At 45.5% G+C, this 13,234-nt stretch carries 15 protein-coding genes; all 15 read left to right on the top strand.

From position 1 onward, the window contains the following. Nucleotides 1-205 precede the first annotated feature (205 nt). The 15 genes from J4N43_RS15740 (at nucleotide 206) to atpB (ending at nucleotide 13,193) form a co-directional block, all read left to right on the top strand. Nucleotides 206-952: an amino acid ABC transporter substrate-binding protein gene (locus J4N43_RS15740; RefSeq protein ID WP_005378831.1), complete on the top strand. Its 747-nt coding sequence runs from the start codon at nucleotides 206-208 to the stop codon at nucleotides 950-952. A 114-nt stretch (nucleotides 953-1,066) separates the two neighbouring features. After that, nucleotides 1,067-1,738, top strand: coding sequence for an amino acid ABC transporter permease (locus J4N43_RS15735; RefSeq protein WP_005378829.1), 672 nt, complete (start codon nucleotides 1,067-1,069; stop codon nucleotides 1,736-1,738). Next, nucleotides 1,735-2,472, top strand: coding sequence for an amino acid ABC transporter ATP-binding protein (locus J4N43_RS15730; RefSeq protein WP_005378827.1), 738 nt, complete (start codon nucleotides 1,735-1,737; stop codon nucleotides 2,470-2,472). The genes J4N43_RS15735 and J4N43_RS15730 overlap by 4 nt, the downstream gene beginning before the upstream one ends. Before the next feature lie 242 nt (nucleotides 2,473-2,714). Beyond that, nucleotides 2,715-2,849, top strand: a complete 135-nt coding sequence (gene rpmH, locus J4N43_RS15725; protein WP_005378825.1) for a 50S ribosomal protein L34 — start codon at nucleotides 2,715-2,717, stop codon at nucleotides 2,847-2,849. A 46-nt stretch (nucleotides 2,850-2,895) separates the two neighbouring features. Beyond that, nucleotides 2,896-3,219 (top strand): ribonuclease P protein component, encoded by a 324-nt coding sequence (rnpA, locus tag J4N43_RS15720; RefSeq protein ID WP_005394102.1) that lies wholly within the window; start codon nucleotides 2,896-2,898, stop codon nucleotides 3,217-3,219. Further along, nucleotides 3,186-3,443 (top strand): membrane protein insertion efficiency factor YidD, encoded by a 258-nt coding sequence (yidD, locus tag J4N43_RS15715; RefSeq protein ID WP_005378822.1) that lies wholly within the window; start codon nucleotides 3,186-3,188, stop codon nucleotides 3,441-3,443. The genes rnpA and yidD overlap by 34 nt, the downstream gene beginning before the upstream one ends. Nucleotides 3,444-3,445: 2 nt before the next feature. Continuing rightward, nucleotides 3,446-5,068, top strand: a complete 1,623-nt coding sequence (gene yidC / locus J4N43_RS15710; RefSeq protein WP_005383834.1) for a membrane protein insertase YidC — start codon at nucleotides 3,446-3,448, stop codon at nucleotides 5,066-5,068. A gap of 130 nt (nucleotides 5,069-5,198) precedes the next feature. After that, complete coding sequence (mnmE, locus tag J4N43_RS15705) at nucleotides 5,199-6,560, top strand: tRNA uridine-5-carboxymethylaminomethyl(34) synthesis GTPase MnmE (protein WP_005383836.1); 1,362 nt, start codon at nucleotides 5,199-5,201, stop codon at nucleotides 6,558-6,560. 100 nt (nucleotides 6,561-6,660) lie between these two features. Then, nucleotides 6,661-7,095, top strand: coding sequence for an FMN-binding protein MioC (gene mioC, locus J4N43_RS15700; protein WP_005378900.1), 435 nt, complete (start codon nucleotides 6,661-6,663; stop codon nucleotides 7,093-7,095). 477 nt (nucleotides 7,096-7,572) lie between these two features. After that, complete coding sequence (mnmG, locus tag J4N43_RS15695) at nucleotides 7,573-9,468, top strand: tRNA uridine-5-carboxymethylaminomethyl(34) synthesis enzyme MnmG (protein WP_062730794.1); 1,896 nt, start codon at nucleotides 7,573-7,575, stop codon at nucleotides 9,466-9,468. Continuing rightward, the gene (gene rsmG, locus J4N43_RS15690) at nucleotides 9,468-10,103 is read left to right on the top strand and encodes a 16S rRNA (guanine(527)-N(7))-methyltransferase RsmG (protein ID WP_005378902.1); all 636 of its coding nucleotides are present in this window, start codon (nucleotides 9,468-9,470) and stop codon (nucleotides 10,101-10,103) included. The genes mnmG and rsmG overlap by 1 nt, the downstream gene beginning before the upstream one ends. 10 nt (nucleotides 10,104-10,113) lie before the next feature. Then, nucleotides 10,114-10,887: a ParA family protein gene (locus J4N43_RS15685; RefSeq protein ID WP_062730793.1), complete on the top strand. Its 774-nt coding sequence runs from the start codon at nucleotides 10,114-10,116 to the stop codon at nucleotides 10,885-10,887. Between the two features lie 24 nt (nucleotides 10,888-10,911). Beyond that, a complete protein-coding gene (locus tag J4N43_RS15680) occupies nucleotides 10,912-11,793 on the top strand; it encodes a ParB/RepB/Spo0J family partition protein (RefSeq protein ID WP_005383840.1) in 882 nt (293 codons plus the stop codon). Between the two features lie 189 nt (nucleotides 11,794-11,982). After that, entirely contained in the window at nucleotides 11,983-12,372 is a 390-nt protein-coding gene (locus J4N43_RS15675) for a F0F1 ATP synthase subunit I (RefSeq protein ID WP_005378921.1), read from the top strand. An 8-nt stretch (nucleotides 12,373-12,380) separates the two neighbouring features. Next, nucleotides 12,381-13,193: a F0F1 ATP synthase subunit A gene (gene atpB, locus J4N43_RS15670; RefSeq protein WP_005378922.1), complete on the top strand. Its 813-nt coding sequence runs from the start codon at nucleotides 12,381-12,383 to the stop codon at nucleotides 13,191-13,193. The last annotated feature ends 41 nt before the right edge of the window (nucleotides 13,194-13,234 follow it).

Below are 13,234 nucleotides of genomic sequence, written 5' to 3'. Positions count from 1 at the left end.
GATTGGTGATAAGTCTGTGTATTATTTTATTCCCAATGCTGATTTTGTCGATCATTTCGCTAGGTTCAGTTCGCATTTTCGTCACATTTAACATTCTTCTTCTATTATCTAATAACTCACAGGTCTAGGTTATTGCTCTTGGTTATTTATTTAATTGAGCTAACTAACAGTAGTATTTCCAACCATAAAATTATGGAGATGTATTATGAAAAACTGGATTAAGGTTGCCGTTGCAGCCATTGCACTGTCGGCAGCAACCGTACAAGCCGCTACTGAAGTCAAAGTTGGTATGTCAGGTCGCTACTTCCCGTTTACTTTTGTAAAGCAAGACAAGCTACAAGGCTTTGAAGTCGACATGTGGGATGAAATCGGTAAACGTAACGATTACAAAATCGAATACGTAACAGCCAACTTCTCTGGTTTATTTGGTCTTTTAGAAACTGGTCGTATCGATACGATCTCCAACCAAATCACCATGACTGATGAGCGTAAAGCTAAATACCTATTTGCTGACCCTTACGTTGTAGATGGCGCACAAATTACCGTGCGTAAAGGCAACGACAGCATCAAAGGTGTTGACGATCTTGCGGGCAAAACCGTTGCGGTGAACCTAGGCTCTAACTTTGAGCAACTGCTGCGTCAATACGACAAAGACGGCAAGATCAACATTAAAACGTACGACACAGGTATCGAACATGACGTGGCGCTCGGTCGTGCAGACGCGTTTGTAATGGATCGTCTTTCTGCGTTAGAGCTGATTAAGAAAACTGGCCTTCCTCTGGAATTGGCAGGCGAACCGTTTGAGACCATTCAAAACGCATGGCCTTTCGTTGACAACGAGAAAGGTCGTAAGCTGCAAGAAGAAGTAAACAAAGCACTGGCTGAGATGCGCGCAGATGGTACAGTAGAGAAAATTTCCGTGAAGTGGTTTGGCGCTGACATCACGAAATAAGAACTCTTTGTACTTTAGGCCGCAAAGTGGTATCACTCTCGGACTAAAATAAACTTACGTAAAGGTGGAACTTGTTTTCCACCTTTTCTTTTCTCTAGCCTTTAGGTAAGCCGTATGGGATTTGACTTTAATTACATGTTGGAACTGCTGCCGATATTGCTGAAATATCTTGGCACAACCATGGAAATGGCGACATGGGGATTGGTGTTTTCGCTGATTTTATCCGTCATTTTAGCCAATATTCGCGTATTTAAACTGCCAGTTCTGGATCAATTAAGCCAACTGTACATCAGCTTCTTCCGTGGCACCCCACTGTTGGTTCAGCTTTTCCTGCTTTATTACGGCTTACCGCAAATTTTTCCATTGATGGTCGGTATCGACGCCTTTTCAGCAGCGGTTATCGGTTTAACGCTGCACTTTGCCGCTTATATGGCGGAAAGTATTCGTGCCGCCATTATTGGCATTGATCGCAGCCAAATGGAAGCGAGCTTATCGGTCGGTATGACGACATCCCAAGCAATGCGCCGAGTGATTTTACCTCAAGCAACGCGTGTCGCACTGCCTTCATTGATGAACTATTTCATCGATATGATCAAGTCAACGTCTCTCGCTTTCACGCTTGGTGTGGCCGAAATCATGGCGAAAGCACAGATGGAAGCCTCATCAAGTTTCCGTTTCTTTGAAGCTTTCCTTGCGGTTGCTCTTATTTACTGGGGCGTGGTGGTAATTCTGACTCGCGTACAAATCTGGGCAGAAGCAAAACTGAATAAGGCGTACGTACGATGATTAAGTTAGAAAATATTCACAAACGTTTTGGTGAGACTGAAGTGCTGAAAGGCATCGACCTCGATATTAAGCAAGGTGAGATCATCGTGATTATCGGCTCAAGTGGTACGGGTAAATCAACCTTGCTGCGTACGGTGAACTTTCTAGAACAAGCAGATGAAGGTCGTATCACGATAGATGACATCTCCGTTGATACTCAAAAACACACTAAAGCCGAAGTATTAGCGCTGCGTCGTCGAACTGGCTTTGTGTTCCAAAACTATGCCCTGTTTGCCCATATGAATGCGCGCCAGAACATTGCCGAAGGTCTAGTGACCGTTCGAGGTTGGAAAAAAGCCGATGCTCTCAAACGAGCGCAACAAATTCTGGATGACATCGGCCTTGGGGATAAAGGCGATAGTTATCCAGCGGCATTATCTGGCGGCCAACAACAACGCGTGGGTATCGGCCGAGCGATGGCGCTGCAACCAGAACTGCTGTTGTTTGACGAACCAACTTCTGCGCTGGATCCTGAATGGGTCGGTGAAGTTCTCTCATTAATGAAGAAGTTAGCTAATCAGCATCAAACCATGCTGGTGGTGACGCACGAGATGCAATTCGCGAAAGAAGTCGCTGATAGAGTGATCTTCATGGCGGAAGGCAATATCGTTGAGCAAGGTTCTCCACAGGATATCTTCGATAATCCACAAGATCCTCGTTTGAAAAAATTCCTTAACCAAGTAGGAATAGAGTAACGATCAAGCATCAGGATCGATTGATCCTTGAGATTTTACTCACACTACGTATAATCGCCCGGCCGGAATTTCGTACTCATTGAGTCATTGACACATTATGTGAGTGTGATTACAATTCCGCCTCTTTGTTGAGAGGCGTCGGTTGTCCTTCTCTATATAAAGAGCTTCTTTATATAAGAAAGCAAATACCCACGCCGGGTTTAACAAGAACCTAAAACTACTGATCAGTAAAGGTAATTATCATGAAACGCACTTTTCAACCTACAGTTCTAAAGCGCAAGCGTACTCACGGCTTCCGTGCTCGCATGGCAACTAAGAACGGTCGTAAAGTTATCAACGCACGTCGTGCAAAAGGCCGTGCGCGCCTATCAAAATAATCGCTAGTTTATTTTGAACACGTACGCGTTTAATCGGGAGTTACGTTTGTTAACTCCCGAGCATTATCAAAACGTCTTCCAGCAAGCTCATCGAGCTGGCTCGCCTCATTTCACCATCATTGCTCGCAATAACAAACTTTCTCACCCACGATTAGGTTTAGCGGTTCCCAAAAAGCAAATCAAAACGGCTGTCGGTCGTAACCGATTTAAGCGTTTGGCTCGTGAAAGCTTTCGTAACAATCAACATCAGCTTCCAAACAAAGATTTTGTTGTGATTGCGAAGAAAAGCGCGCAAGATTTAAGCAATGAGGAAATTTTTAAGTTGTTTGATAAGCTATGGCAACGCCTGTCTCGCCCTTCACGTGGATAGCCATTGGGCTCGTTTATCTGTATCGCTGGTTTATCAGCCCTTTGATTGGTCCTCGTTGCCGGTTCACACCAACCTGTTCCACTTACGCGCTAGAAGCTTTGAGAGCTCACGGTTTTGTAAAAGGATGTTGGTTATCAGGCAAACGTCTATTAAAATGCCACCCTTTGAATGAAGGGGGGTATGACCCCGTTCCACCAGTCCAAAAACAAGACAGAGATAACTAACGATGGATTCTCAACGTAATATCCTGCTCATCGGTTTGGCCCTGGTTTCTTTTTTGCTGTTTCAACAATGGCAAGTTGCAAAGAATCCAGAACCTCAAGCAGTTGAACAGGCTCAATCAAGCAGCACTCTACCTGCACCATCTTTTGCTGATGAACTTGACCCAGTTCCTGGTCAACAGCAAGCTTCTGCAAAAACTATCACAGTAACGACTGATGTTTTAACTCTGTCGATCGACACCGTTGGTGGCGATGTGGTACATGCCAACCTTAACGAATACTCTGCTGAGTTAGATTCATCAGATTCCTTTGTTCTGCTTAAAGACGCTCAAGGTCACCAATTTATCGCTCAAAGCGGTCTAGTGGGCCCTCAAGGTATCGACTTGAGCAGCACAAATCGCCCTCACTACAACGTAAGTGCAGACAGCTTCACAATGGCTGACGGTCAAGATGAACTTCGCGTTCCGATGACATTCACTGCAAACGGTATCGAATACACCAAAACTTACATCTTTAAACGCGGCAGCTACGCGCTTAATGTTGAATACGATGTAGTGAACAACTCAGGCAACAACGCAACATTTGGTATGTACGCTCACCTACGTCAAAACCTAATGGACGATGGTGGTAGCATCACAATGCCTACTTACCGTGGTGGCGCATACTCAACAGAAGATACGCGTTACAAGAAGTACAGCTTTGATGATATGCAGGATCGCAACCTGTCTCTTAACCTAGCCGATGGCCAAGGTTGGGCAGCAATGATTCAGCACTACTTTGCCGCAGCTTGGATCCCACGTAACGAACCAGGTACTAACCTATACACTCGTGTAATTGGCAACCTAGGCGACATCGGCGTTCGTATGCCGAACAAAACTATCGCAACAGGCGATCAGGCTAAGTTTGAAGCAACACTTTGGGTTGGTCCAAAACTGCAAGATGAAATGGCAGAAGTGGCACCTAACCTAGACCTAGTAGTGGACTACGGCTGGTTATGGTTCATTGCGAAGCCTCTTCATATGTTGCTTTCATTCATCCAGAGCTTTGTTGGTAACTGGGGTGTGGCAATCATCTGTCTGACCTTCATCGTTCGTGGTGCAATGTACCCACTAACAAAAGCGCAATACACGTCTATGGCGAAAATGCGCATGCTACAGCCTAAGCTGCAAGCAATGCGTGAGCGTATCGGTGATGACCGTCAGCGCATGAGCCAAGAAATGATGGAACTGTACAAGAAAGAGAAAGTGAACCCACTAGGTGGCTGTTTACCTCTTATCCTACAGATGCCTATTTTCATCGCGCTTTACTGGGCACTAATGGAATCGGTAGAGCTACGTCACTCACCATTCTTCGGTTGGATTCATGACCTTTCAGCACAGGACCCTTACTACATCCTGCCGCTATTGATGGGTGCGTCTATGTTCCTAATCCAGAAGATGAGCCCGACAACGGTAACGGATCCAATGCAGCAGAAGATCATGACCTTTATGCCGGTTATGTTTACCTTCTTCTTCTTGTTCTTCCCATCAGGTCTCGTTCTGTACTGGTTGGTGTCGAACATCGTAACGCTTATCCAGCAAACTCTGATCTACAAAGGATTAGAGAAAAAAGGCTTACACAGCAAGTAACCTTTTAGGAAATGATTGAGAAAGGCGGCCAAAAGGTCGCCTTTTTGTTTTTGGCTGATTACAATTCAGCTAATTAATTGTGATGGCTCCCTAGGTATCTTCCCTATAGCCCAGCTCAAAAGGCAAAATTATGACTACAGATACGATTGTCGCTCAAGCGACCGCGCCTGGTCGTGGCGGTGTCGGTATTATTCGAGTTTCTGGCCCTAAAGCCAACCAAGTGGCGTTAGAAGTCACTGGCAAAACACTAAAGCCCCGCTACGCAGAGTACCTGCCGTTTAAGTCAGAAGATGGCACTGTGCTTGATCAGGGCATCGCACTGTACTTCCCTAACCCACACTCATTTACAGGTGAAGACGTACTTGAGCTGCAAGGCCATGGCGGCCCTGTCGTGATGGATATGCTGATAAAACGCATTCTAGGTATAGATGGTATTCGAGCTGCTCGCCCTGGTGAGTTCTCTGAACGCGCATTTCTGAACGATAAACTCGACTTAGCTCAAGCCGAAGCGATTGCAGACCTCATTGATGCCAGTTCTGAAGAAGCAGCAAAATCGGCGCTGCAATCCTTACAGGGCGCATTTTCAGGCCGCATTAATACCTTAGTTGAGTCGCTGATTCATTTGCGTATCTATGTTGAAGCAGCCATCGACTTCCCTGAAGAAGAGATCGACTTTTTGGCCGACGGTAAAGTGGCTGGTGACCTACAAGCCATCATCGACAACCTAGATGCGGTGCGCAAAGAAGCTAACCAAGGCGCTATTATGCGTGAAGGGATGAAAGTCGTGATTGCGGGTCGTCCAAATGCGGGCAAATCAAGCCTGCTGAACGCGCTATCGGGTAAAGAGTCTGCAATCGTAACCGACATCGCAGGAACTACGCGTGATGTACTGCGTGAGCATATCCATATTGATGGCATGCCTCTGCACATCATCGATACTGCAGGTTTGCGTGATGCTTCCGATGAAGTAGAGAAAATCGGTATCGAACGCGCGTGGGATGAAATAGCCCAAGCAGACCGCGTGTTGTTCATGGTGGATGGCACGACAACCGATGCCACCGATCCGAAAGATATCTGGCCAGATTTTGTGGATCGCCTACCAGACAACATTGGCATAACTGTGATCCGTAATAAAGCGGATCAAACGGGTGAAGATATGGGGATCTGCCACGTCAATAACCCTACTCTTATCCGTTTGTCAGCGAAGACTGGTGCAGGGGTTGAAGCTCTGCGCGATCATCTCAAGGAGTGTATGGGCTTCTCTGGCAACAGTGAAGGTGGGTTTATGGCTCGTCGTCGTCATCTCGATGCATTAGAACGTGCCGCACAGCACCTTCAAATAGGCCAGGAGCAGCTTGAAGGCTATATGGCAGGTGAAATATTGGCTGAAGAGCTACGCATCACCCAACAACATCTCAATGAGATTACCGGTGAGTTCAGTTCTGACGACTTACTGGGACGAATCTTCTCTTCATTCTGTATCGGGAAGTAAATAATCGAACGCGCGGTGCTGAGCTTAACTCACACCGCGTTTCTTTTTGTACGGCAAGCCATCCATGAGCTTTAGCCGTCGCATTCAATAAGGAAGAAGTATGATCCACATTATTACAGGCAGCACGTTAGGTGGCGCAGAATACGTAGGGGATCACCTGAGTGATCTACTCAACGAGAATGGATTTGAAACAACGATCCACAACCAGCCTTCCCTCAGTGATATCGAAAATCAAGGTACGTGGTTGGTGATCACCTCTACACATGGAGCTGGTGAGTATCCTGATAATATCCAACCTTTTATCGCAGCATTACAAAATACACCGCCAAAAATGACTGATGTAAAATTTGCGGTGATTGCGATTGGTGACTCTAGCTACGATACGTTCTGTGCCGCTGGTCAACACGCTTATGATTTATTAGAGGATATTGGTGCAACCCCTCTCGCAGATTGCTTTAAAATCGATGTACTGAGCCATGATGTGCCAGAAGACGCCGCAGAGATGTGGTTAAAAGAGAATATCGAACGTTTTTAAACTCACGACTTTCCCTTCAACAGAGTCGAAATTCGGCTCTGTTTTCTCCCATGTGAATAACTCCCACCAAATTATTTTGTTTAACCGCTCAAAAACCAACCAAACAGACTGTGGATAACTACAATAAGATCCAGTGATTTTCCTTTAGTTATCCCAATAACAACTTTGATCAATTTTACCCCCTGTGTATAACCACCACTTTTGATCCCAGGTAATCCTCGATCTGATCCAATCATGATCACAAGATATGATCCAAAGAAGATCTATGATCTTGTTGATCATTTTTAGGTTATCCACAGAAACGGTCGATCCTAATAGTAGATCTAATAAAAGATCATATATATAGATCTTATATATATTTATCTTGAAGCTTAAAACGGATAAAACGAGAAAACGTTTTTCTCTCTGGCATAAAGCAGGTAAAATACGGCTCCTTTATCTGTCCATTAAATCCCTTTGAATACCTGAGGTCAGTTCATGCTTTATCACGAAAACTTTGACGTCATTGTTGTCGGTGGCGGACACGCAGGAACGGAAGCCGCGCTCGCATCTGCACGCACAGGACAAAAAACGCTTCTCCTTACCCATAACATCGATACATTAGGCCAGATGTCTTGTAATCCGGCGATCGGTGGTATTGGTAAAGGTCACTTAGTAAAAGAAGTAGATGCTATGGGCGGTTTGATGGCTGAAGCCATCGACCATGCAGGTATTCAGTTTCGTACACTAAATGCCTCCAAAGGTCCTGCAGTACGAGCAACTCGAGCTCAAGCCGATCGCGCTCTGTACAAAGCGTACGTTCGTAATGCATTAGAAAATGCGCCTAACTTAACGTTGTTCCAGCAATCAGTTGATGATCTGATTGTTGAACAAGATCGCGCAGTTGGTGTGGTAACTCAAATGGGACTTCGCTTCCATGCGAAAGCCGTTGTGCTAACCGTGGGTACCTTCCTTGGTGGTAAGATCCACATAGGTATGGAAAGCTCGTCTGGTGGTCGTGCCGGGGATCCACCATCGATCGCATTAGCGGATCGACTGCGTGAACTGCCGTTCCGTGTGGATCGTTTAAAAACAGGTACTCCACCGCGCATTGATGCTCGTACTGTTGATTTTTCAGTGCTAGAAGCTCAGCACGGTGATAACCCAACGCCTGTATTCTCGTTCATGGGCAAACGTGAACAGCATCCGCGTCAGATTCCATGTTTCATCACCCACACCAATGAACAAACTCACGATGTGATCCGTAGTAACTTGGATCGCAGTCCAATGTACGCAGGTGTGATTGAAGGTATTGGTCCGCGTTACTGTCCGTCTATTGAAGACAAAGTGATGCGTTTCGCTGACAAAAACAGCCACCAAATCTTCATTGAGCCAGAAGGCCTAACCACGCACGAGTTATACCCTAATGGTATCTCGACCAGCTTGCCATTTGATGTGCAAGTACAAATCGTGCGCTCAATGAAAGGGTTTGAAAATGCACACATCGTTCGCCCAGGTTATGCGATTGAATATGATTTCTTCGATCCACGTGATTTGAAGCAAACGTACGAGACGAAGTTCATCCATGGTTTGTTCTTTGCTGGCCAGATTAATGGTACGACTGGCTACGAAGAAGCCGCAGCGCAAGGCTTGATGGCCGGTCTAAACGCAAGCTTGTTTAGCCAAGACAAAGAAGGCTGGAGCCCACGTCGTGACCAAGCTTACATGGGCGTGTTGATTGATGACTTATCGACCATGGGTACTAAAGAGCCGTACCGCATGTTCACTTCTCGTGCGGAATACCGCCTGCTACTTCGTGAAGATAACGCCGATTTACGTTTAACGGAAAAAGCGCGCGAGCTAGGCTTGATTGATGATGTTCGTTGGGCTCGCTTTAACGAGAAAATCAACAATATGGAAACGGAGCGTCAGCGTTTGAAAGCAACGTGGATGAATCCGAAGTCAGAGGGTGTTGATGAGTTGAACAAGCTACTGAAAACCCCAATGGCCCGTGAAGCGAGTGGTGAGGATCTTCTGCGTCGTCCAGAGATCACTTATGCGCAACTGACGCAACTTGAAGCGTTTGCTCCTGCTCTTGAAGATCAGCAAGCGGCTGAGCAAGTTGAAATTCAAGTGAAATACGATGGTTACATCAAGCGTCAGCAGGAAGAGATCGAAAAATCACTGCGTCACGAAAATACCAAGTTACCTGCTGATTTGGATTACCGCGATGTAAAAGGTTTATCAAACGAAGTCGTTGCTAAACTGAGCGAGGCCAAACCAGAGAGCATCGGTATTGCATCACGCATTTCTGGTATTACGCCTGCTGCAATTTCTATTCTACTTGTTCACTTGAAAAAGCATGGTTTGCTGAAGAAAGGTGAGGAAGAATAATGAGCGCATTGCGAACAAAGCTGGATTCACTGATCGCGAAAACCGATTTGGAAGTGTCAGAACAGCAACGAGAGCAGTTAGTTGGTTATGTCGAACTGCTCGACAAATGGAACAAAGCGTACAATTTAACATCGGTACGTGATCCGCTTGATATGTTAGTGAAACATATTCTTGATAGTATCGTTGTAAGCGCACACCTGCCCGGTGAGCGCTTCATTGATGTTGGTACTGGTCCGGGGTTACCGGGCATCCCTTTGGCAATAATGAACCCTGAGAAAACCTTCTTTTTGCTCGACAGTCTTGGCAAACGCATTCGTTTTATCAAGCAAGTCGTGCACACATTAGGGCTGAAAAACGTGACACCAATTCAAAGTCGCGTCGAAGAATTCCAACCTGAAGAAAAATTTGATGGCGTTTTGAGTCGAGCTTTTGCTTCAATGACAGACATGGTGGAATGGTGCCACCATTTGCCGAAACAAGAGCACGGGGTGTTTCTAGCGCTGAAAGGACAGCACCCTAAAGATGAAATGGATCAGCTTCCTGAATGGTGCAGTGTGACAGAGATCATATCTTTGGCTGTTCCTGAGTTGGAAGGTGATCGTCATCTAGTAATCTTATCGCGCAAGGAAAATTAGCGAGGTAATCGTGGGTAAAATTGTAGCAATCGCCAACCAGAAAGGTGGGGTCGGCAAAACAACAACGTGCATTAACTTAGCGGCTTCGATGGCGGCAACAAAGCGCAAGGTTTTGGTGATCGATCTCGACCCGCAAGGCAATGCTACGATGGCCAGTGGCGTGGATAAGTATATGGTCGACGCCACCGCATACGATCTTTTGGTCGAAGATACACCGTTCGATCAAGTCGCTTGTACCCAAACAACAGGGAAGTATGATTTGATCGCGGCGAACGGAGACGTAACCGCGGCAGAAATCAAATTGATGGAAGTTTTCGCTCGTGAAGTGCGTCTAAAAAATGCATTGTCGTCAGTTCGCGATAACTATGATTTCATCTTTATTGATTGTCCTCCTTCTCTAAACCTTCTTACAATCAATGCGATGGCGGCAGCTGACTCTGTGCTGGTGCCGATGCAATGTGAATACTTTGCGTTAGAAGGTTTAACTGCTCTTATGGATACAATCAGCAAGTTAGCGGCTGTTGTGAATGAAAACCTAAAAATCGAAGGTTTATTGCGTACCATGTACGACCCACGCAACCGCTTATCGAATGAAGTATCCGATCAACTTAAAAAACACTTTGGGAATAAAGTTTACCGTACTGTCATTCCGCGTAATGTTCGTTTGGCTGAAGCGCCAAGTCACGGTAAGCCAGCAATGTACTACGATAAGTACTCCGCAGGTGCCAAAGCGTATCTTGCTCTAGCGGGCGAAATGCTCCGCCGCGAAGAAATCCCAGTTTAACTCTAACCTAAGGAATTCAATCCCATGTCTAAGCGTGGTCTCGGAAAAGGACTGGATGCGTTATTGTCGACCAGTTCGTTTGCTCGTGAAAAACAGCATATTGCATCGCATAGCCAAGAATTATCGGCAGACGGTGAGTTAACCGATTTAGCGATTGGTCAATTGCAGCCGGGCGTATACCAACCGCGTAAAGATATGGCGCCTGAAGCGCTAGAAGAACTAGCGGCTTCGATTCAATCACAAGGCATTATTCAACCAATCGTGGTTCGCCAGGTCGAAAATGGTCAGTTTGAGATCATCGCAGGTGAGCGCCGCTGGCGTGCTGCAAGGCAGGCGGGTTTAAAACGCGTGCCGTGTTTGGTGAAAAAAGTTGAAGATCGTGCCGCCATCGCCATGGCGTTGATTGAAAACATTCAACGTGAAGACTTGAATGTGATTGAGGAAGCCCAAGCGCTTGAGCGTCTACAAGATGAATTCACGCTGACACATCAGCAAGTGGCCGATGTGATTGGTAAATCAAGAACGACGGTGAGTAACCTATTACGTCTGAATCAGTTGGAAGTTGATGTAAAAGGTCTGGTTGCAGATAAAAAATTGGAAATGGGTCATGCTCGAGCTCTGTTAGCGTTAGAAGGCGAACAGCAAGTCGAAGTAGCTCAACAAGTGGCTAAGAAGCAAATGACTGTTCGCCAAACTGAACAGTTAGTAAAAAAGTGCTTAGCCCCACAAAATGAGCAAAAAGGGCAACAAGAGGATACCGAAGCCGAGCAAATGTCGCATAAATTGAGTCAGCTGCTTGATGCAAAAGTTTCTCTTACCCGTTCTGCAAACGGAAAAGCGAAATTGACGATAAGTCTTGATGAGCCTCACAAATTGGACCAACTAATTGCCAAGCTTGAGGCCTAGATGAGATAATTGATTTAGGTCAATTAATCTAATTAATCGAATTTTGTGCGAAAGTTGTCGTTTTGTAAACAAAACTGTAAGTTTTTGATGCAATCGAATTGCTTTACGTTGAACTGAACGTATAATTTTCGCCAATTTCCCAGCACAGAGAGTTAAGTGCGAAGTGGATATTACTAGAGGTACGAATACATGGTAGCTGCGTTAGCTAGACCAGGACGAGAGCTCGCAAGGCAATTGTTAATGATCCAGTCTGGCGCGGTTATTTTTGTGGCAGCAGGAATGGCGGTAGCCATAAATCCTGACTGGGGATTTTCAGCGCTGATTGGCGGAGGCATTTTTGTTGTTGCCAATGCAGTATTCGCGCTGTGTGCTTTCATGTTTAGTGGAGCTCGCGCTGCCAAGCGCATCGCTGCTTCCTTCTATACGGGTGAAGTACTGAAAATTCTCATCACGGTTGCACTGTTCTATGTTGCCTACATGTATATGCAGGTGGAACTTGTTCCCCTCAAACTAACCTATTTGCTGGTACTAGGTATTAATATCTGTGCACCAGTGCTATTCATTAACAACAAAAAATAGGATGAGTTATGGCTGCGCCAGGTGAAGCGCTAACATCGTCCGGTTACATTGCCCACCACCTTTCTAACCTATCGCTATACAAGTTGGGTTTAGTAGGGTCGGAGACAAGTTTCTGGAACGTACATATCGATAGCCTGTTTTTTTCTTGGTTTACTGGTTTAATCTTCCTCGGAATTTTTTACAAAGTAGCAAAGAGAACAACAGCGGGTGTACCGGGTAAGCTTCAGTGTGCTGTAGAAATGATCGTTGAATTTGTCGCCGATAACGTCAAAGACACGTTCCATGGACGCAACCCACTGATCGCGCCTTTAGCACTGACTATCTTTTGTTGGGTATTTTTGATGAACGTGATGGACTTAGTTCCTATCGACTTCTTACCATACCCAGCAGAGCATTGGCTAGGTATTCCTTACCTTAAGGTTGTACCGTCTGCTGATGTGAATATCACCATGGCTATGGCTCTAGGCGTTTTTGCATTGATGATTTACTACAGCATCAAAGTAAAAGGTCTAGGTGGATTCGCAAAAGAACTTGCACTACATCCATTCAATCACCCACTGATGATTCCGTTTAACCTACTAATTGAAGTGGTATCGCTATTAGCGAAACCTCTATCACTTGGTATGCGTCTATTCGGTAACATGTTCGCGGGTGAGGTTGTATTCATTCTTTGTGCGGCAATGCTACCATGGTACTTACAATGGATGGGTTCACTACCGTGGGCAATCTTCCATATCTTGGTTATTACGATTCAAGCCTTCGTATTCATGATGTTGACAATTGTTTACCTGTCAATGGCACACGAAGATCCTGATCATTAATTTTTTTAAAGCTTTTTATTTGGGCACTAAGCCAACAACTA

Origin of the sequence: Vibrio sp. SCSIO 43009 (assembly GCF_023716525.1) — a bacterium.
Taxonomy (GTDB): Bacteria; Pseudomonadota; Gammaproteobacteria; order Enterobacterales; family Vibrionaceae; genus Vibrio; species Vibrio alginolyticus.
The sequence above is the reverse complement of the archived record's forward strand: the minus strand, read 5'-3'. Positions and strand labels throughout refer to the sequence as shown.